Source organism: Arcticibacter sp. (assembly GCF_045629565.1).
Lineage (GTDB): Bacteria > Bacteroidota > Bacteroidia > Sphingobacteriales > Sphingobacteriaceae > Arcticibacter.
Window position 1 is genome coordinate 19,391 of record NZ_JAZQRL010000125.1, and the last position, 19,182, is coordinate 38,572.

A 19,182-nucleotide genomic window follows, 5' to 3' on the forward strand; every position below is an offset into this window, starting at 1 on the left:
GTTTAAATAGCGAGTGCTTGTTGAAGTTCTTCAGGTTTAAACCCGATGACGCGGTGCAGGATTTGATCCTGTTGCTCGACGATGACCGTCGGGACGGAACGCACCTTATACTTCATAGCAATTTCAGGATGATCAAATGGATTGACGGTTTCATATTGGACACCTTTCAGGTCCAGGTATTCAGATACCATATTGCATGGAGCGCAGTCGTTTTTTTCGAACTTGATAATTTTCTTCATTGCCAGAGATGTTTAATAATTTAATAATGTGTATCGTCCGGCTTCGAAGTGATAGACGATTTTCGTCCATCACTTCGAAGCCGGGTCACAAAATTGCGTTATCGTTTCTCATCGCAAGCGAATAGTTATCGACACCCTGTTAATAAATAATTCCGGTGAGAGCAATTATGACAGGCGCACGACCTGAAGTCTGAGATTTTTTATGTACACTCAGGCCATAAAACCCGAAGTGCCGTACCGTTACTTTCCGCGCAGCATCCGTCTGAGGAAGGAGCCGGCTCTGCTCACCGTTCCGATCTTGTCAGCAATAACTTCAATCAGATTGCCATCAGTCTGCTCTATATCCTTCATATTGATACCACTTTCAAGTTGTTTCGGGAATATCATGAGAAGGCTGAAATTATTAAAATACTGATGCAAATAGTAAGGCAGCTTATCCAGCTCTCTGCTATAAGATATGTGTCCTTTGCGGGAAGATATAATCAGGAAAAGATCGTTTGGTTTAAGCTCTCTGCTTAAGATCAGAAAATCTTCCCAATTTTCGAAAGTTTGGAACGTTTTCACGATCATAGTCTTCCGGCTTTGATCTACTGTTTGGATTGCTTCGATGGTGTCGCTGTTTGCATAGAATACCAACGGAAGAGCCGCCTCCCTGGCGATATTATAGATCTTGCCGATCCAGTGAATAAACCCGGGTTCGAGCTCCGCCTTAGGGGGAACCGCAGCAACGATCCTCGTAAGTGTGTTGATGGGCTGAAGGGGCTTATAGATATATACCGTTTCGTTGATTCGCTGCAGGATGTTCCCGGCCACCGGGCCCAGGAACTGTAGCTGACTGCTTTGGCGGTGGAGGCCTATTAACACATCGGTGATACCGTGCTCCTTGATCGTGTACGTAATAGCATTACCGACGTTTATGTCATATCGGGTTAGAGGAAGCAACGTATTTTCAGAAGCCGCGGCATGACTCATCGCCTTATCCATCATCTTCTTCCCTGCTACCTGGTTACTTCCTGAGGTATTTTCGTCACTTACGATGTGCAGGGCGTATACCGGGATGCTACTTTTCCGCGGTTTAAGAATGAGTCCCATATCGACCAGATCCTGCACCGTTTCGGGGTACGCCAGGGAAATCATGATCTTTTCATCCGGATTATCTAAAGTTTGGTCCAGGCTTTCTTCTTCCAGCGCAAGCGTCTGTGATGCTCTTTCGACGACGAATGAACTGATCGCACAGCTGACGAGAATCAGGATAATTGTTCCGTTGAGTACATCCTCATTTAACAAACGGATGGGTTCCCCTGTGGCTGTTTCCCCCACGATAATATTATAACCAACCAATATAATGGCAAGTGTGGCAGCGGCATGAGAGGTACTCAAACCAAAGATCATCTTGCCTTCTGCCGCAGAAAGCTTGAAGATTTTTTCAGTTATCCAGGCAGCGAGGTATTTCGTCAATACGGCTACCAGGACAATTATACCGGCAACCTTAAGGGCACCTACACCTTTGAAGAGCACGGTGATATCAACGAGCATCCCTACACCAATCAAAAAGAAGGGTATAAACAACGCATTTCCTACGAAATCGATCCGGTTCATCAACGGGGACGAATGAGGAACAAACTTATTAAGGACAAGTCCTGAGAAAAAGGCACCTATGATCGCTTCGATGCCCGCTGCTTCAGCTAAAAAGGAAGCGAGGAATACGATGGCCAGGACAAATATATACTGGGACACACTGTCTTCAAATTTCTTGAAAAACCAGCGTATAATCGGTGGAAAAAGGAAGAATACAACGCAAACAAATACGATACAGGAACCGCCGAGCTGCACCCAGAAAGATGATGTTACTTCGCCCTTTGTCATGCCCGCTATGGCGGCGAGGATTAACAAAGCGAGGATGTCGGTAATCATTGTTCCACCTATGGTAAGGGTAACGGCCCTGTTTTTCGATATGCCGTAGCGGCTCGCTATTGGATAGGCAATCAAGGTATGCGTGGAAAACATGCTGGCAAGAAGCACTGATGACAAGAAGCCGTATCCGAGAATGTAATAGCTGGCGAGCGAACCAACCACGAGCGGAAGAAGAAACGTGGTAAGCCCGAAGACAATGATCTTGTTCCTGTTCTTTTTAAATTCACTTAAGTCTATTTCAAGACCTGCCAGAAACATAATATATAAGAGGCCTACGGTACCGAACAACACGATACTGCTATCTCTGGTGAGCAGATTTAATCCATAAGGACCAACTATCACACCTGCGACGATCAGACCAATTATATGGGGTACTTTGATTTTATTAAACAATATGGGGGCAAAGAGTATAATAAACAGTACCAGAGAGAAAATCATAACGGGATTTCTCAGTGGCAATGTAAATTCAAGGTTGGATAAAATAACCATTAACATAAGCATCTCTTAAAGGGTCGGATTATTTGGACAACTCCAGGGCATAAACAATTCTGCAGTCGCCGTCACGCAATATTTCACGGATGCCTGTGAGCTTTCCTTTCGAATTTATCTGCATTCTGACAATCATTCGCGTAGAAGCATCAGCCTGTTCTTCGCTCGGCCTTGCAACCAGCTCTATGCCCCTGGCCGTAGAAATGCCTGAATAAACGCGGACAAGTTTCCCCCTTACTATAGCTTTCGCAATTAAGACATCATTCTGATAACCTATTTCCCATTGTTCGTTTTTCGTATCGCCGATTGCGGAGCCAGGACAGCTCGTTTCCGTACAAATCATTTTGACTGACCAGTTACCGACGAGATCTTCGTTGTACAAAGCTGTATCTGCCGCATTCACACTACTGGTATCAAGCTGTTTCACCCGCTCCGTCAACTCCTGTTCTTTTATCTGAAGTGTTTTCTCTTTCAGCAGAAGCTCTTGCTCTTTTTGAGACAGCTCAATTTCTTTTCTCCTTAAAGAATCTTCTTTTTTCTTGTCATAGCAGGCGCTGGAGAACAATAATACAGTCAGTAAAAAGCAAATATTTCTCATCAAAATATGGTTTGTTATACTAATGGTAACATAGTGTCACAATTTCTTCCACAGATTCGTGTGCGGTAAAGTTATTGATTGTAGCCTCTAAACTGAAATTAAATGGTTTTTGTTCCAGTAATGTTATATCCGAAGTACGATTGATAAGTTCAATCACTTCTACGAAACCTATATCAGGAGCCAATTTGACATTTGGTATATAGTTTTAGTCAAACGTGCGATATTCTATAGATGTCTGTATCTACTTTTGCTTTAACCAATACCATTTTAACCTACCCTTTAAAAAAACCTATGCATTCAAAAGGAGCTATGCGTATAAAGTCGATTATACGCTTATTGTTTATCGGAGCGATGCTCTGTATTTCGGGCTTTGTGATGAGCCAACCGCCAACGGGACCATTGATCATATCGCCAAAGGTTCATGCCGACAAAAAAGTAACATTCAGTTACCGGGCCCCCGGTGCAAAAGAAGTAATATTAGATGGGCAATTTCCTCCTGGAAAAGTGCCGATGGTGAAAGATGGCTACGGTGTGTGGAGCGTAACAGTGGGACCAATAAAGCCGGATATCTATCCTTACAGTTTCCGTGTAGACGGTGTAACGGTGATGGACCCTGCGAACGTCGACTTTTTCCCCAATGAACGTTTCAAGGGCAGCCTTTTGGATGTTCCGGGCGAACCTCCATTGATACACGCGCAGCGAGACGTGCCCCATGGTGCAGTGTCTTACGCCAATTATCCCTCCATAGAAGGCAGTACCGGTTCTGTTGTGATATATACGCCACCGGGGTATGATAAGAATACGTCAGAAAGATTTCCTGTTTTCTACCTGATAAGCGGAACCACCGATACAGAGGAGACCTTTTATAAAGTAGGACGAACAAATTTTATTCTGGATAACCTGATCGCCGAAGGAAAGGCCAAGCCTATGATTGTGGTGATGCCTTATGGGAATCCGGCCGCAAGAATTGCCGAGCAGAAGGGTCGGTCAAAGCCAACTGATCTGATGTCACGTGATGGTGAAGATGCAGTGAACCGCGCCAAAATGTTTGAAACTGATCTGATAACGAAGCTCATCCCGTATGTCGAACGAAATTACCGCACTTTGAACAATCGGGAGAATCGGGCTATAGGCGGCTTTTCAAGGGGTGGTGGTCAAACGCTGCGGACCGCTTTCGGCAATATGGACCAGTTTTCCTGGATATGCTGCTACAGTGCCTACCTGTCTACCCCCGAAATGGAAAAAACCTTTAAGCATGTTTATGACGATCCGGTCAGTACGAATAAGGATCTGAAATTGTTCTGGATAGGTGTTGGAAACGAAGACTTTCTGTACCATGACGCCGTAAAGTTCATTGATTTCCTGAAGGAGAAAAAGGTAAAACATACCAGCCTGATTACCCCAGGCGGCCATACCTGGATGAACGTTAAGACCTATGTTACTGAAACCGCGCAACTTCTATTTAAATAGCCCAGATGAAAAAATACCTTTATATCATTGCGTTTTTTTTAATACCCATTGCTGCCGCAGCTCAACGGCCCGTTCCTCCTCATTCGCCTGAAGTTCATGCCGATGACCGCGTTACCTTCCGATACTTCCATCCAGATGCGAAGCGCGTGATACTCGACGGCGAGTTTTTGAGTTCTTCTCAATTGATGGCCAAAGATGCGACAGGCTTATGGAGTATCACCGTGGGACCGGTTAAACCTGATATTTACCCGTACAGTTTTTTGGTGGACAGCGTACAGGTGGCAGATCCGAACAACACTTACTTGTTTGCCAACGAACGATTCAAGCGCAGTATAGTCGATATTCCCGGAAGCGTACCACTTGTGCATTCGCTAAGGGATGTACCACATGGAAAAATCGATTACAGGTACTATAAATCTGCGACGCTGGACACCCTGCGCCGGGCGCTTGTTTATACGCCCCCCGGCTATGATGCGAGTGGTAAAACAGCCTATCCGGTATTATACCTGATCCACGGAGGTTCGGACACAGAAGAAACCTGGACCAAAGTTGGGCGGGCCCATCTTATTGCTGACAATCTGATCGCTGACGGTAAAGCCGTACCAATGATCATCGTGATGCCCTATGGCAACGTACGTCCCGACCCGATGCCCTCATTTGCTCAGGATGTAGTAAACGATCTCATTGCTTTTGTGGAAGATCATTACCGGGTATTGAAGGATAGCAAGAACAGGGCTGTAGCCGGGTTTTCTGTAGGGGGTGGACAAACGCTGAACATCGGGCTAACCCATACAGATAAGTTTGCATATGTGTGCTCGTATGCTCCTTATACAGCTACAGAAGAATTCAGGAAAAACTTCAGCAGCTGGTCGCCCGACGGGAACCAGATCAACAACAGGCTGAAATTATTCACCATCAGCGTGGGCACAGAAGATTTTCTGTACGAGAGTGTGAAGCAGAACATATCCATGTTTAAAGAAAAGGGCCTGCATGTGAAGACTTATATTGTGCCCGGCGGCCATACCTGGATGAACTGCAGACTATTTCTGGCCACCACCCTGCAGGAAATCTTCCACTAGACAACACCGTTATTTATAAACCGAAATATAATCATCACATGAACTTAAAATCTCTGGCAATCGTTGCAGCAACGATACTATTTAGCGGAACTGGTTTCGCACAAACTGGCTCCCCGGTCAAGGACGACTTTAAACCTTCTACATTTAACCAACCCGGACAAGAATACCCTCAGGTGAACTCCCAGGGATATGCACGATTCCGCATTGTAGCACCTATGGCGCAGCATGTTGTTGTGAGTCTGGGCCTTGGCGGAACCAGCGGCGGAACCGTTCTTACAAAGGGCGCGGACAGCGTTTGGACAGGCACCACCAAAGGACCAATGGAAGAAGGCTTCCATTATTATCATGTCACCGTTGACGGCGGAGTATTTAATGACCCGGGAGCCTTAAATTTTTATGGCTCAACACGTTGGGAAAGCGGCATAGAAATACCTGCACATGACCAGGACTTTTACGCTCTGAAAGATGTGCCGCATGGTCATGTTCATCAAATTTTGTTTCCATCAAAAAGCACCAGTACATCGCGCAGAGCATTTGTTTATACTCCACCCGGATATGACAAGAATAACACCAAACGTTATCCTGTGTTATACCTGCAACATGGCTGGGGCGAAGATGAAACCGCCTGGAGTAATCAGGGCCGTGCCAATCTGATCATGGACAACCTCATTGCGGAAGGAAAAACCAAACCTTTTATCATTGTGATGACGTATGGAATGACAAATGTTATCAGACCAAGGGCGGGAGGGTTAAGAAGTTTTGACATCAAGCCTTTTCAAACAGTTCTGCTCGACGAACTGATGCCCTATGTAGACGCAACTTTTCGTACTATTCCTAATCAGGCAAATCGTGCGATGGCTGGTTTATCGATGGGGGGATTCGAAACTCATACGATTACGCTTGCCCGTCCGGACGTATTCTCGCATTACGCCCTCTTAAGTGGCGGCACATATAAACCTGAAGAAATTAAAGATAAATCAAAAGTTAAGCTGATCTTCCTGAGCACTGGTCAGTTTGAAAATCCTGATGGGATAACAAAAGCTACGGATGCGCTGAAGACTGCAGGATTTAATGCGGTATCGTATGTTTCTCCCAATACACGTCACGAGTTTCAGACCTGGCGCCGCAGTCTGCACGTATTAGCACCTCTATTATTCAAAGACTAGTATCAACTGTATTTATGAAGCCCATCTATATCATCTTACTATTGTCGGCGGCTCTGTTTGCTAATTATGCAAATGGCCAAAACGGGAATCAACGCAGGAAATCAGGTCAGCCTGCGTTTGATTCGAATACCTATCCTAATCTGTTTCTCGAGGCAGGCTATAAACAGAGAGACATTGATAAAAAGCTCAATAAGGCTTATCAGGACCTGTTTGAAGGGCCGAACCGTATTTATTTTGAAGTGGGAGACACCATGGCTTATGTGTCTGATCTGAAGAACAATGACGCCAGAACAGAGGGTCTTTCTTATGGGATGATGGTTGCGGTACAACTGAACAAGAAGGATGTTTTTGACCGCATCTGGAGATGGTCGAAGAAATACCTACAGCACCAGGACGGACCCAGGAAGGCATATTTTGCCTGGAGCATCAATCCAAAGACCCTGAAGAAGAACGCTGAAGGCTCAGCATCGGACGGGGAGCTCTACTACATCACCAGCCTGTTATTTGCTGCGAATAAGTGGGGCAATGACACCGGTATCCATTATTACAATGAAGCGCGGGAAATATTGGATGAGATGTGGAAGAAAGATGGCACGGGAAATATTTATAACCTCATCAACACGGAGCATAAGCAGATATCATTTGTACCTGAAGGGAGGAGTTATAACTGGACCGACCCCTCCTATCATTTACCTGCGTTTTATGAGATCTGGGCATTATATGCGAAAGACGGCCACGAACAGTTCTACCGAGACTGTGCCGATACGGCCCGCGCTTTCCTTCACAGGGCCTGCCATCCTGTAACGGGTTTGAATCCGGATTTTACTGAGTTCAGCGGTGCTCCTCACTCTACACCCTGGGCACCTGCCGCGTTTCGCTACGATTCCTGGAGGGTTCCGATGAATATTTCAATGGACTATATCTGGTTTGGTAAAGATAAGGCCTGGCAGGAGGATTACGGAAAGCGTTTTCAGACCTTTTTGCGTTCAAGGGGAATGGACCGCTTCGAAGACCAGTTTAACATGGATGGCACTCTTCCCGAGTTTATTTTGCAGGCCGGAGGATTCAAAAAGCTCAGACACTCCCTTGGCTTGATATCTACCGCCGCGACGGCATCCTTTCTAAACAAGGAAAAGAACAGTACCGACTTCGTGCATAAAATATGGAATGCCAAACTGGAGCCCTATGAAGACGGCTACTTTGACCCCTATTACGACGGCTTGCTGTATATGTTCAGCCTGATGCACTTAAGCGGAAAATATCAAATTATCAAACCTTCCGGCACCATGAATTAAGAGGATGTTTGCCAAACATTTCATGATGCAGTCTCATGGTATGAGAAATTTTCTTACCTTTGCGGCTTATTCCTTGAAAATTAAGCATATCGCATCTCGTTTGCCTGTTTTCTTCAAAGGCAATAATCACCAAAAACATTCATGAAGAAGATTGTAGATTTTAGAAAGCTCTTAGGAGTTAATGAGAGTACTGAGTTAAAAGATTTGAAAACGATTTACCGAAATTTTATGAAGGATTGTCATCCTGATAAATTTCAGGACAACCCGGAAGAACAATTACAGGCAGAAGCAAAGAGCAAGGAAATTATTGAGGCATACCATTTTCTGGTGAGCATCGCCCCTGAAACGAGGCTGGCAAACCAGGAGGAATATGCTACTACTACCGGTACAAGCGGTATTGCTGATTTTGAATACAAAGCACAAACGCTGAAGATTACATTCGCTGATGGCAGTGCTTATGAATATTTCGACGTACCAAAGGCTGTGTACACCAAGTTGATCAATGCTGATTCTCCCGGCCGTTTCGCGAGAAGACATATTTACAATGAGTTTGTTTACCGAAACGTGAGCAAACTGGCAACTGCATAATAGTTTGTGTTGGTGTGGAGCCTTGAGGTTCCACACCAGTATAAAATTTGATGGAAGAAAAGAAAAAGTTTGTCTGGGCTGATAGCCTTCGTGTCGCCGCTACGGTTGCGGTCATCACCGTCCATGCATCTGCTTCCATACCACCACTATTCGGACAAGTACCTCAAAGCATCTGGTGGACGGCAAATATTATAGATTGCCTTGCCCGCTTTTGTGTTCCGGTATTTGTAATGCTTTCCGGAGCGCTTCTTCTGCGTAACTACAGTTCTACTGCAGTATTCTTCCGCAAACGGTTTCTGAGAATTGTCTTTCCTTTCCTCTTCTGGAGCCTTATTTATAGCCTGCTCCAACTTTCAGTAAAGACCAGCCGTCTTTGGCATATGTCAATAGCCGAGTACCTGAGCTTCTTTTGGAAGCAGCTAGCCGAAGACACCATCTCCTATCATTTCTGGTATATCTATATGATCATGGGGCTTTACATCCTGATTCCATTCATCGGGGGGCTTGTGAGAAGTGCTTCAGACCATTTGCTGCTGGGATTTACGGGAATCTGGTTTCTACTTATTTTTTGTATAGACTTCTTGGGCACGGATACTGAAATTTATGATGTGCTGCGGTATCTGGGATATCTGCCTTTGGGATACTATCTCGGAAAGAAAGATCTCAACAAGAACACAAGGCTGGTTTCTCTGCTATTCATTGTGCTTGGATTGCTGATTACGACAATTGGAACTTTCTGGCTTTCAAATCAAAGGGGGACATTCGATGCGGCTTTTTATGGCTATACCAGTCCCAATATCCTGCTCTTTTCTGTAGGTGTGTTCATGTTGTTCAGATGTTCTGGCTGGCGTCTGTCTAACCAGGCTGGATCTTTTATTAACCAGTATAGCTACGGGATCTATCTGGTCCATGTGTTGGTACTTAGCCAGGTGAAGCTTCCCTGGCTGAACAGCTATCCGCTAATCGGCATACCCCTTACAGTTATTTTTTGTCTGGCCGCATCGGGGACTGTTATTCTCCTTGTCAATAAGCTACCCGGCGGAAAATATGTCTCAGGATAAACCTCCTGGCAATCCGATCAGCCCTTATACTGATAGGTAAGCAGGCGGAGTGCGTTAAAGACAACGAGAAGAGTTGACCCTTCATGACCTACCACGGCTATGCCGATACTGGCGACGTCAAGTATAGTCAGCGGCACGAGGATAGCCACCATACCCAGGCTGATACATAAGTTTTGTTTGGTGATCCGATGAGACTGCCTGCTGAGGCCTATCGCGAACGGCAAACTGCTGAGCCTGTCACTCATGAGTGCAACGTCGGCCGTTTCGAGCGCTACATCTGACCCTGCGGCACCCATCGCGATACCGACACTGCTCTTTGCCATCGCAGGAGCGTCGTTCACCCCATCACCGACCATGGCGACCCTTTCCTCCCGCTTCAGCAATGCCGCTATTGCATCGAGCTTTTGTTCGGGTAACAAGCCTCCCCACGCTTCGCTCATACCTGTCTGCCTGGCCACATCGTCTGCCACCTGCTGATTATCACCGCTGAGCATGACCATTCGTTTAATTCCCAGCTTTTTCAGGCGGCTTATGGTTTCCGCTGCCTCCGGGCGGGGAGTATCCATCACCGTTATGATGCCTATCACCTGGTCGTTTCGTTTAACGAGTATGGTCGTTTTACCCTCGCTTTCTTTAGCTAAAGCAAGCTGTCTAACATCGTGGGGAAGATCCTTCACGAAGGCTATATTACCGACTATGACTTTTGAACCGTTCACCGATGCGCTTATACCATGTCCGTGAACTGAGGCCACATTGCTAACGGTTTGATGGTGTAATTCAGGCATCGCCGCGGCTGCCCTTACGACGGCTGCTGCTACTGGGTGATTACTGTGACGTTCGACGGCTGCGGCAAGCAGTAATACCTCATCTTGGGAGGTTCCGTTTAATCCGACTACAGATGTCAGTTGAGGTTTGCCTTCGGTTAGTGTTCCCGTTTTGTCGAAAGCTATTGCACGGAGACCACCGAGTTCTTCCAATGGCCCCCCACCCTTGAAAAGCACGCCGCCCCGGGCCCCACGGGCAATTCCGCTAAGTACTGCACTGGGCGTGGAGATTGCGAGGGCACAGGGACTTGCAGCGACGAGCACGGCCATTGCCCGGTAGAAGCTGTCGCTGAACGTTTCATCGATAAACAGAAAGGCACAAAGAAGCATGGCAACCAACGCAATAACCGCAGGTACGTAATGGATCTGTACCTCATCTGTGAAGCGCTGGGTTCTGGACTTTTTGGCTTTCGTGTCGCTGACAAGCTTAATGAGGCGGGAGAGCGTTGAGTCTGCAGCTAACTTAAGGACTCTGACGTGCAGCTCGGAACTTCCGTTGATGGTACCGGCGAAAACCCGGTTCTCCGCATTCACCTCGTTGATATCGATATGGTCATTGCTGACATTATCCAGTGGCACTTTATCAGCGGGAATGCTTTCTCCGGTAATAGGCGACTGGTTAACAGCTCCTCTCCCTTTTACGACAACGCCGTCAGCCGGGATCTTGGAGTCGGGTTTAACTATTACAATATCATCAATCCTAAGCGCTTCAATCAAGACTTCTACAAGCCCCTCCCCGCTCTTAACTAAAGCGGTTTTAGGACTTAGTTCAGAAAGCGCGGAGATAGATTTCCTGGCTTTATCCATTGCTGAATGCTCCAATGCGTGTCCGAGACTAAACAGGAAAAGCAATAGGGCTCCTTCAGCCCATTCACCAAGTGAGGCAGCTCCCAAAGCTGCTGCCAGCATGAGAAAGTCGATATCAAAACGTCCCTTTACGATACTGGCTGCCGCTTCTTTTAAGGCATAGAATCCGCCGAAGAAGAACGACAGGATATAGCTGGTGAGAGGCACCCAGAAATTAATACCCGGAATAAATGACAGTATAAAGCCGAGAAGAAGAAACGAGCCGGAAAGGATGCTAAAACGCAGTTCCGTTTTTGAACCAAATATATTTTCCTGGTTTCCAGTGCCGTGATGGCAATGGTGGTGATGATGATGTTCGGACATGTTCTGCAACGCTTATTGCCAAAGATATTGATATCGTGGAGATACTGCGTATTTTTTCCGTCTGGCTACCGGCTGTGCATCAAAGGGAGAAAACAATCATCTGAATACGTTGTTCGGTGATTATAATACTGGAATGCGTATTATTGAAACAAAATTTAAATAAATATGAAAAAAATCTCCTATCTAAGTTTAGCGGTTTTCCTTATCTCGCTTTCTTCCTGTTCTGAAAAGATTGTGGGTACCTGGGATATCGCGAAGTATCAGCGGATAGTACCAGGAGGTAAAAATGAGGTGACCGTGACTAATATCGGCACCATGAAGTTTAAGAGTAATAAAACCGGAGAAAAGGAAGTGAAGTACTCCATTTTGAACAATAAGGTGGAGAGTCTGACATCTTTTAAATGGAACCTTTTCGACAACTACGTTACTATACACGGGGCGGATGACGAGTTCAATAAAACCTGGATACAAGTTGAAAACTCACGGAAGCTTCAGATTCTGAAGTCTACGGACGGCTCTGATGGAGTTCAGGTGCTGGAGCTACGAAAGTAGCGGACTGATAGCACTTGAACCGCGACGACATGTCATTAACCCCGCATCAGCAGATATTCCTTTAGAACCGGAATATCTGCTTCCGCCCAGTCGAGATCTTCCAGCTCGTCACGGTCAAACCAGCTCCATGACTGATGCTCTTTCAGGCATACTTCGCCAGAAATGATAGAACAAACGAATGGAATGAGCTTTATGGTTTTCTCTTTGTAATGATGGACGTTGGCAGACATTGTCGCGGATATTCTTACCAGAATACCCAGTTCCTCCTCTATCTCCCTGATGAGTGCCTTCCGGGGTGTTTCTCCGGGCTCGACCTTTCCTCCCGGAAATTCCCATTTACCAGGCAGATCCATGGAAGAGCTTCTGCGTGCTGCGAGCACCTTTCCATCATCGCTCGCTATCAAAGCGCAGACAACGGGTATGGTCATTGGCTGTTATTCACTGTAGAAATCTTCCAGTGACTGAAAGTACACTTCATTCCATCCTTCTACGATATCGTCATAGGCCTCGTCTGATATATTCGTGTGCTTTAATTCAACGGAAGTTCCGTGTTTGTGCGGATGGAGCTTTATGGTGACGATGGACTCTTCCGGCTGATCACCGAAGTACCACTGCTGCACAATCTTCCTTCCGGGCTCAAATTCCAGATTTTTCCCTACAATGCTGCCTTCCCACAAAGAGAATTCAGAACCGGGCTCAGTGGACATCTCCGCTTCTTCCCCACTCCACAGATGAATGGTAACAGGGTTTGTAAGTGCAGTATAGACCTCCTCCGGAGAGGCAGGTATGATGTAATATTTTGAAAAGTCTTTCATGTATCTGTTTAATACCAGCATCAAAGATAATCATATCCACGACAGATCGATTATCGGGAATTCAAACATTATACCCGCATAGAGGGTTATAGTTACTGCATTTATACCGCATACTTTTATGATTGAAACCGAGGAACAGAAGACAGAATCAAACAAGATATACAAAGAAGCTCTTGAGATATTGAACAGCAGTGGTGCCAACTATATGCTTGGCGGCGCCTTCGCCATGTTCAACTACACAGGAATATTCAGAGATACAAAAGACCTGGATATTTTTTGCAAGCCAAGCGAGTACACTAAAATTCTTAAACATTTTGCCGACAACGGTTATGAGACTGAGCTAACCGACATCCGCTGGCTGGCGAAGGTCTATAAGGGCGATTTTTTTATTGATATTATATTTGACACGGTGAACAATATCTGCACGGTTGATGATACCTGGTATGAGCACGCGCAGAGTGGCGAGTTTGAGGGTATTCCGGTAAAGTTCCTGCCTGCTGAAGAGCTCATATGGTGTAAGATTTACGTTCAGAACCGGGAGAGACATGACAGCGCGGACATCAACCACACGCTGTTGAAATATGGAAAGCACCTGGATTGGAAAAGGCTTCTTTTTCGTCTGGATCAGCACTGGCACCTGCTATTGTCACAGATCCTTATTTTCCAGTTCGTCTATCCTTCAGATTACTATGACATCATCCCGAAGTGGTTGTTTGACGAGCTTATGGAGCGGGCCCGGGAGCAATATGACATCCCTGCATCACTGGAAAAAGTCTGCAGGGGACCGATAATCGACCAGACTCAGTACAAGATCGATATCAAAGAATGGGATTATAAAGTGTGTACTATTAAAACTGTTTAGTATGGAGAATGAAAATAAGAGGGTACGTATTGCAGCTGTGGGTGATGTCCATATCAGGGAGTCTGACAAAGGTAAATGGTCTGAATATTTTAAAGAGGTATCCCGTCAGGCGGATGTATTGCTCATTTGCGGGGATCTGACAGATACCGGGGATGAAGGTGAGGCAGAAGTTTTAGCTCAGGAGCTGAAGTCATGCACCATTCCGGTGATCGGTGTGTTAGGTAACCATGATTATGAAAAAGGCAGACATAAGCTGATCAGACAGATACTACAGAATAACAATATGACTATTCTTGACGGGGAAGCAGTTGTGGTTGAGGGAATAGGTTTTGCTGGTGTTAAGGGATTTGGCGGAGGATTCGACGGACACATGCTCTCCATGTTTGGTGAGGGCGCCATGAAAGCGTTTGTGCAGGAAGCTGTAGACGAGGCTTTGCATCTGGACAGGGCTTTAGCGAGACTGGATCAGGAACATGAAAGCATCAAGAAGATTGTTCTGCTCCATTACTCCCCGATCAAGGAAACGGTAAAAGGAGAACCGGAGCAAATATTTCCTTTTCTTGGTTCATCCCGGTTGGCGGAACCCCTGACCAGGAGAAACGTTGTAGCAGCATTTCATGGCCATGCGCACGTGGGGCAGCTTCAAGGCGAAACCTCAGGTGGAGTGCCTGTTTATAATGTAGCTAAGCCGATTTTGTCACGTATAGGATATGAATTTCCATTCTTTGTTCTGGAAGTCTGATATTTGCATCTATGATGCGTCCTTCTACCTCCTTCGCACTCCGGGTACTGCTTAAGATTGTACTGGCTTTCATTGTGGCCGGCTTCGTGTTTTACCTGTGTATTTACTTCGGCTTTTTTGGCGAGGTCCCAACAAAGAAAACACTTAAATCGCTTCAAAATAACAGCGCCTCAGAGATCTATACCGCAGACAGTGTATTAATAGGCCGGTACTTTATTCAGGACCGTACTAACGTAAAGTACACGTCTATATCTCCTTTTGTCGTTAAGGCACTTGTGGCCACGGAAGATGCGCGCTTCTACGAGCATAAGGGGGTTGACATGCGAGGTTTGTTACGCGTAATAGTGAAGAGCATTTTGCTGCAGGACGAAAGTTCAGGAGGCGGAAGTACCTTAAGTCAGCAGTTAGCGAAGAACTTGTTTCCAAGACAATCGCACAAGTTTCTAAGTACACCCATTAATAAGGTCAGGGAGATGATCACGGCGGTACGTCTGGAAGCAGTATACAGCAAGGAAGAGATCATCGAGCTGTACCTGAATACCGTTCCGATGGGTGGTAATATCTATGGAATTGAACGAGCGTCAAGGGTGTTCTTCAATAAGGCATCCAGTGATTTGAAGATGGAAGAAGCGGCTGTTTTGATTGGCATGCTTAAGGCAAATACGACCTATAATCCGGCCAGATATCCCCAACGCTCTTTGGAGCGCCGGAATGTGGTTATAGGGCAAATGGTTCGGGAAGGTTATATTAACGCTCCTGAAGCTGACTCGGTTAAGCTTAGACCGCTAATTCTCAGCTATAATAAGAACAGGGCCGGACAGGGAATCGCCCCCTATTTACGGGAATATTTGCGCAAGGAACTTCTAAAATGGGCTGAAACCCACCTGGACGAGGATGAAAAACCCTATGATCTTTATACAGACGGGCTAAAAATCTATACCACGATCGATTCGCGCATACAAATGGAAGCGGAGCGTGCCGTCAGGACGCAGATGACGAAACTTCAACGAATATTTGACAGTCACTGGCGGAACCAGGCGCCTTGGGGAAATAATACCTCGGTGATTACTTCAGCTATGCAGAAGTCAGACCGCTACAGCCTTTTAAAGGAAGCCGGTAAATCAGACGAGGTGATCCGTGAGACTTTTAACAAAAAGCGCCCCATGACGCTATTTGCGTGGGGAGGAAATAAACAGGTGACGATGAGTCCCCTTGACTCCATCAAATACTATCAGAGAATTCTGAACACCGGACTGATCTCCATCGAACCGGCAACAGGGCATGTGAAAGCGTGGGTGGGCGGCATTCACCACCAGGTATTCAAATATGATCATATCTTATCCCGTCGACAGGTTGGTTCGACCTTCAAACCGATATTGTATACCGCAGCTTTGGAAAAAGGAATAGATCCATGCATGCTTATTGAGAATAAACGGGTTACCTATCCGCAGTTTGAAAACTGGTCCCCTCAAAATTCGGATGGACGTTATTCAGGAAAGTATTCCATGAAAGGGGCTCTCGCCTATTCTGTCAACACCGTTTCCGCGCAACTGATGATGCAAACCGGGATCCCTCAAACGATCTCTTTAGCGCATAGGATGGGCATCGCAAGTGAAATACCAACAGTGCCTTCGATATCATTGGGAACAGCAAGTCTGTCGCTTTTAGAGCTTGTAGGGGCCTATACAGTGTTCGCTAACACGGGTCGGCTCATCAAACCGGTTTCTATTACACAAATAAAGGACCGAGACGGCAAAGTAATTCATGCGGCAAAGAAATCTGAAGGAACACAAGTCATATCGGCCAGGAACGCGGCGACGATGCTGGAAATGATGCGGGGTGTTGTTGATGCGGGCAGTGCCTCCCGGCTAAAGACAGACTTCGGGCTAAGTATGGATATGGCCGGTAAGACAGGTACGACACAAAACCAGGCAGACGGATGGTTTATAGGCATAACACCAAAGCTGGTAACAGGCGTTTGGGTGGGAGCCGAAAATCCCCTGGTTCGGTTCAGATCTTTGAAGCTTGGTCAGGGTGCAAACACTGCACTGCCTGTTTGGGCCACTTTCATGAAAAGCCTGGTTTCTAAGCCGCAGTTCTCGCTTTACCGTTATAGTAAGTTCAGACCTCTGGGTGCTGATGTCACCGCACGGCTCAACTGTCCGCTTTTCGTTGAAGACGAAATTGTTGAAGAGCCAGTGAAGAAGGAAAGCTTTTTCAAGCGGATATTTAAAAAGGGATTAGGAATTTTTAAGAAAAAGAAGAAAAATGACGATCCGCCGGAGCAAACTCAGTAAACCTGCTTTTCAATCAGATGCTTCCAATACCTTTTGGGAACATGACGCAGATGCAAAGCAGTGTTTTTACGCGAGTCAATCGAAACGTGTTTGAAATAATCTCTCCACATAGTTTGATATAGTGCCTCTGATTCAGTAAATGCACTGGGATTCGGTTTTCCTTCGCTGAAGGTAAATTGGACCTCTTCAACTTTTTTAAGGTCATAATATATCCCATACTGCCTTTTTTTATCGTAGATGATCCATTCCTGATCGGCATAGCGCCTTTTGAAGTGCCCGGCAATTAAAGGGATTACATTGAAATCTGGCTCAATCTGGGCGAAATAGATACCATCGGAGGTCAGCTGAAAACGTATAAAGGCTTTCATCCGGTGCCTCTCCCGGCTTACCCTCTTTGCGATCTGCGTAACTTTCAACACATCGGGATGACCGTAGGCATTTTCAGTCAAGCCTTCTGAAAAAACGGCCCGGGCATAGCGGACGATAAGAGAAGGAGCTTCAGACCATTCAGAGAGGAAGCAAGCATATAAGTCGGCCATAGCTTTTGCGGAAAGCTTGCCGGATAAACCTTTAGACACGCGAGCAGCATGCGCCGGATCAGTACAGACCAGTCTTTCAGCACCAAAAGCATCTGCCTGATTATGGGAACAGGCACTCACGGAGACAGGGCCTAATTTGTATTCAAAGACATCGAAAACACAGCATAGCAAACCGTGCCAGCTGCCATCAAAAACCAGTATCGTCATGTAAATAATTCAAGTTGAGCGGGCTGACTTTTGAGATATTTACTCGCCGATGTTGATAAGATATACTGTTTGATTTGGGCGGCGGAGAGATTTCGCCGCTCAAAGTCCCGACTGCTGCAGATGATAAAATATTGCGCGCGATTAAGTGCAACACCGAGCTTCTTGAGATGATCCCAGTTCAACCGCTGATAATTACGGGCGGAGACGATCTTTTGAGCGGACTGAACACCGATTCCGGGAACCCGCAATATAAGATGCAAATCTGCCTTGTTGATATCTATGGGAAACTTGTCAAGATTCCTTAGCGCCCAGCCCAGCTTAGGATCTATATCGAGATCCAGATGTGGGGTCGCCGGGTTAAGAAGCTCCCGCACATTGAAGCCATAGAAGCGCATAAGCCAGTCTGCCTGATACAAACGGTTCTCCCGAACCATGGGAACTGCGGTGTTCAACATAGGTAGCCGGCTATCGTTGCTGATAGGCACATAGCCCGAATAGTAGACTCTTTTTAAGCTAAAATTTCGATACATACTATCAGCCGTATACATGATATCCTTATCGGTCTCCTTGGTAGCTCCAATGATCATTTGAGAACTCTGCCCCGCAGGAACAAATAAAGGCGACTTCCGAAATAGCTTTCGCTCCTCCTTGTTTTGAATAATTTCATTCTTGAGGTAGTTCATGGGACGAATCATGTCCTGCCGATCTTTGTCGGGCGCTAAAAGCTTCAATCCACTTTCAGTAGGTATTTCGATATTTACGCTCAGCCTGTCTGCATACAAACCTGCCTCCTTCATCAGCTCATCACTCGCCCCCGGGATTGTCTTCAAATGGATATATCCATTGAATTTATGTTGCTGCCGCAACTCCTTTGCTACGCGTACCAATCTTTCCATGGTATAATCAGCGTTCTTGAAAATCCCGGAACTTAAAAACAGCCCCTCGATGTAATTTCTTCTATAGAAATTAATGGTCAGATCGACTACTTCTTTGACGGTAAAGGCTGTCCGTTCGATATCGTTGCTTTTGCGCGTGACACAATAAGCACAGTCGTAAATACAAAAGTTGGTTAATAAGATTTTTAGCAAAGATACGCATCGACCGTCGGACGTGTAAGTATGGCAGATTCCACTTCCTGTATCGCCTAAGCCCTTGTTTGTATTTTTACGTGTACTTCCGCTTGAAGCACAAGAAACATCATACTTGGCTGCATCGGCCAGTATTTTCAACTTTTCCCTAACCCGTTCTGACATACTGTAAAATTACTAATTTTAT

General features: G+C 46.0%; 18 protein-coding genes. 10 read left to right on the forward strand and 8 right to left on the reverse strand.

Features of this window, described 5'->3' with window-relative positions; genetic code table 11:
• Window positions 1-2: 2 nt before the first annotated feature.
• From ACKI5J_RS16925 to ACKI5J_RS16935, 3 genes are all read right to left on the reverse strand, one after another.
• Window positions 3-239 (reverse strand): glutaredoxin domain-containing protein, encoded by a 237-nt coding sequence (locus tag ACKI5J_RS16925; RefSeq protein WP_407430670.1) that lies wholly within the window; start codon window positions 237-239, stop codon window positions 3-5.
• Between the two features lie 240 nt (window positions 240-479).
• The gene (locus ACKI5J_RS16930) at window positions 480-2,591 is read right to left on the reverse strand and encodes a cation:proton antiporter (protein WP_407430671.1); all 2,112 of its coding nucleotides are present in this window, start codon (window positions 2,589-2,591) and stop codon (window positions 480-482) included.
• 79 nt (window positions 2,592-2,670) lie between these two features.
• A complete protein-coding gene (locus tag ACKI5J_RS16935; RefSeq protein ID WP_407430672.1) occupies window positions 2,671-3,240 on the reverse strand; it encodes a hypothetical protein in 570 nt (189 codons plus the stop codon).
• Between the two features lie 291 nt (window positions 3,241-3,531).
• On the opposite strand from ACKI5J_RS16935, the gene ACKI5J_RS16940 reads away from it, so the two are divergent.
• The 6 genes from ACKI5J_RS16940 (at window position 3,532) to ACKI5J_RS16965 (ending at window position 9,899) form a co-directional block, all read left to right on the forward strand.
• Window positions 3,532-4,710, forward strand: coding sequence for an alpha/beta hydrolase-fold protein (locus ACKI5J_RS16940; protein WP_407430673.1), 1,179 nt, complete (start codon window positions 3,532-3,534; stop codon window positions 4,708-4,710).
• Between the two features lie 5 nt (window positions 4,711-4,715).
• Complete coding sequence (locus ACKI5J_RS16945) at window positions 4,716-5,789, forward strand: alpha/beta hydrolase-fold protein (RefSeq protein WP_407430674.1); 1,074 nt, start codon at window positions 4,716-4,718, stop codon at window positions 5,787-5,789.
• Between the two features lie 38 nt (window positions 5,790-5,827).
• Window positions 5,828-6,955 carry an alpha/beta hydrolase-fold protein gene (locus tag ACKI5J_RS16950; RefSeq protein ID WP_407430675.1) on the forward strand — a complete coding sequence of 376 codons (1,128 nt, stop codon included), beginning with the start codon at window positions 5,828-5,830 and terminating at the stop codon, window positions 6,953-6,955.
• Window positions 6,956-6,969: 14 nt separating this feature from the next.
• Window positions 6,970-8,250, forward strand: a complete 1,281-nt coding sequence (locus tag ACKI5J_RS16955) for a glycosyl hydrolase family 8 (RefSeq protein WP_407430676.1) — start codon at window positions 6,970-6,972, stop codon at window positions 8,248-8,250.
• Between the two features lie 141 nt (window positions 8,251-8,391).
• The gene (locus ACKI5J_RS16960) at window positions 8,392-8,838 is read left to right on the forward strand and encodes a KTSC domain-containing protein (protein WP_407430677.1); all 447 of its coding nucleotides are present in this window, start codon (window positions 8,392-8,394) and stop codon (window positions 8,836-8,838) included.
• A 50-nt stretch (window positions 8,839-8,888) separates the two neighbouring features.
• Window positions 8,889-9,899: an acyltransferase gene (locus ACKI5J_RS16965; RefSeq protein ID WP_407430678.1), complete on the forward strand. Its 1,011-nt coding sequence runs from the start codon at window positions 8,889-8,891 to the stop codon at window positions 9,897-9,899.
• 17 nt (window positions 9,900-9,916) lie between these two features.
• Here ACKI5J_RS16965 and ACKI5J_RS16970 read toward each other — a convergent pair whose 3' ends face one another.
• Window positions 9,917-11,893, reverse strand: a complete 1,977-nt coding sequence (locus tag ACKI5J_RS16970; protein ID WP_407430679.1) for a heavy metal translocating P-type ATPase — start codon at window positions 11,891-11,893, stop codon at window positions 9,917-9,919.
• Between the two features lie 165 nt (window positions 11,894-12,058).
• Here ACKI5J_RS16970 and ACKI5J_RS16975 point away from each other — a divergent pair, with 165 nt between their 5' ends.
• On the forward strand, window positions 12,059-12,445 hold the full coding sequence (locus ACKI5J_RS16975) for a hypothetical protein (RefSeq protein ID WP_407430680.1): 387 nt from the start codon (window positions 12,059-12,061) through the stop codon (window positions 12,443-12,445).
• A gap of 35 nt (window positions 12,446-12,480) precedes the next feature.
• Here ACKI5J_RS16975 and ACKI5J_RS16980 read toward each other — a convergent pair whose 3' ends face one another.
• Both ACKI5J_RS16980 and ACKI5J_RS16985 read right to left on the reverse strand, forming a co-directional pair.
• Window positions 12,481-12,873, reverse strand: a complete 393-nt coding sequence (locus ACKI5J_RS16980) for a (deoxy)nucleoside triphosphate pyrophosphohydrolase (RefSeq protein ID WP_407430681.1) — start codon at window positions 12,871-12,873, stop codon at window positions 12,481-12,483.
• A 6-nt stretch (window positions 12,874-12,879) separates the two neighbouring features.
• The gene (locus ACKI5J_RS16985; protein WP_407430682.1) at window positions 12,880-13,260 is read right to left on the reverse strand and encodes an SRPBCC domain-containing protein; all 381 of its coding nucleotides are present in this window, start codon (window positions 13,258-13,260) and stop codon (window positions 12,880-12,882) included.
• A 118-nt stretch (window positions 13,261-13,378) separates the two neighbouring features.
• On the opposite strand from ACKI5J_RS16985, the gene ACKI5J_RS16990 reads away from it, so the two are divergent.
• From ACKI5J_RS16990 to ACKI5J_RS17000, 3 genes are read left to right on the forward strand one after another with little or no spacing between them, the layout of a single operon-like run.
• Window positions 13,379-14,122: a nucleotidyltransferase gene (locus ACKI5J_RS16990; RefSeq protein ID WP_407430683.1), complete on the forward strand. Its 744-nt coding sequence runs from the start codon at window positions 13,379-13,381 to the stop codon at window positions 14,120-14,122.
• 1 nt (window position 14,123) lies between these two features.
• The gene (locus ACKI5J_RS16995) at window positions 14,124-14,864 is read left to right on the forward strand and encodes a metallophosphoesterase (RefSeq protein WP_407430684.1); all 741 of its coding nucleotides are present in this window, start codon (window positions 14,124-14,126) and stop codon (window positions 14,862-14,864) included.
• Window positions 14,865-14,875: 11 nt separating this feature from the next.
• On the forward strand, window positions 14,876-17,161 hold the full coding sequence (locus tag ACKI5J_RS17000; protein WP_407430685.1) for a penicillin-binding protein 1A: 2,286 nt from the start codon (window positions 14,876-14,878) through the stop codon (window positions 17,159-17,161).
• On the opposite strand, the gene ACKI5J_RS17005 is transcribed toward ACKI5J_RS17000, so the two are convergent.
• Window positions 17,155-17,907, reverse strand: a complete 753-nt coding sequence (locus ACKI5J_RS17005) for a TIGR03915 family putative DNA repair protein (RefSeq protein WP_407430686.1) — start codon at window positions 17,905-17,907, stop codon at window positions 17,155-17,157. The genes ACKI5J_RS17000 and ACKI5J_RS17005 overlap by 7 nt on opposite strands.
• Window positions 17,904-19,160, reverse strand: a complete 1,257-nt coding sequence (locus ACKI5J_RS17010; protein ID WP_407430687.1) for a putative DNA modification/repair radical SAM protein — start codon at window positions 19,158-19,160, stop codon at window positions 17,904-17,906. Before ACKI5J_RS17010 ends, ACKI5J_RS17005 begins: the two co-directional genes overlap by 4 nt.
• Window positions 19,161-19,182: the final 22 nt, after the last annotated feature.

Excerpts from the sequence above, each read along its gene's own strand:
- ACKI5J_RS16955 (WP_407430676.1), top strand. The coding sequence starts at position 6,970 with ATGAAGCCCATCTATATCATCTTACTATTGTCGGCGGCTCTGTTTGCT.
- ACKI5J_RS16980 (WP_407430681.1), bottom strand. The coding sequence starts at position 12,873 with ATGACCATACCCGTTGTCTGCGCTTTGATAGCGAGCGATGATGGAAAG.
- ACKI5J_RS16985 (WP_407430682.1), bottom strand. The coding sequence starts at position 13,260 with ATGAAAGACTTTTCAAAATATTACATCATACCTGCCTCTCCGGAGGAG.
- ACKI5J_RS17000 (WP_407430685.1), top strand. The coding sequence starts at position 14,876 with ATGATGCGTCCTTCTACCTCCTTCGCACTCCGGGTACTGCTTAAGATT.
- ACKI5J_RS17005 (WP_407430686.1), bottom strand. The coding sequence starts at position 17,907 with ATGACGATACTGGTTTTTGATGGCAGCTGGCACGGTTTGCTATGCTGT.
- ACKI5J_RS16960 (WP_407430677.1), top strand. The coding sequence starts at position 8,392 with ATGAAGAAGATTGTAGATTTTAGAAAGCTCTTAGGAGTTAATGAGAGT.
- ACKI5J_RS16940 (WP_407430673.1), top strand. The coding sequence starts at position 3,532 with ATGCATTCAAAAGGAGCTATGCGTATAAAGTCGATTATACGCTTATTG.
- ACKI5J_RS16995 (WP_407430684.1), top strand. The coding sequence starts at position 14,124 with ATGGAGAATGAAAATAAGAGGGTACGTATTGCAGCTGTGGGTGATGTC.
- ACKI5J_RS16945 (WP_407430674.1), top strand. The coding sequence starts at position 4,716 with ATGAAAAAATACCTTTATATCATTGCGTTTTTTTTAATACCCATTGCT.
- ACKI5J_RS17010 (WP_407430687.1), bottom strand. The coding sequence starts at position 19,160 with ATGTCAGAACGGGTTAGGGAAAAGTTGAAAATACTGGCCGATGCAGCC.
- ACKI5J_RS16930 (WP_407430671.1), bottom strand. The coding sequence starts at position 2,591 with ATGATTTTCTCTCTGGTACTGTTTATTATACTCTTTGCCCCCATATTG.
- ACKI5J_RS16925 (WP_407430670.1), bottom strand. The coding sequence starts at position 239 with ATGAAGAAAATTATCAAGTTCGAAAAAAACGACTGCGCTCCATGCAAT.
- ACKI5J_RS16950 (WP_407430675.1), top strand. The coding sequence starts at position 5,828 with ATGAACTTAAAATCTCTGGCAATCGTTGCAGCAACGATACTATTTAGC.
- ACKI5J_RS16975 (WP_407430680.1), top strand. The coding sequence starts at position 12,059 with ATGAAAAAAATCTCCTATCTAAGTTTAGCGGTTTTCCTTATCTCGCTT.
- ACKI5J_RS16935 (WP_407430672.1), bottom strand. The coding sequence starts at position 3,240 with ATGAGAAATATTTGCTTTTTACTGACTGTATTATTGTTCTCCAGCGCC.
- ACKI5J_RS16965 (WP_407430678.1), top strand. The coding sequence starts at position 8,889 with ATGGAAGAAAAGAAAAAGTTTGTCTGGGCTGATAGCCTTCGTGTCGCC.
- ACKI5J_RS16990 (WP_407430683.1), top strand. The coding sequence starts at position 13,379 with ATGATTGAAACCGAGGAACAGAAGACAGAATCAAACAAGATATACAAA.
- ACKI5J_RS16970 (WP_407430679.1), bottom strand. The coding sequence starts at position 11,893 with ATGTCCGAACATCATCATCACCACCATTGCCATCACGGCACTGGAAAC.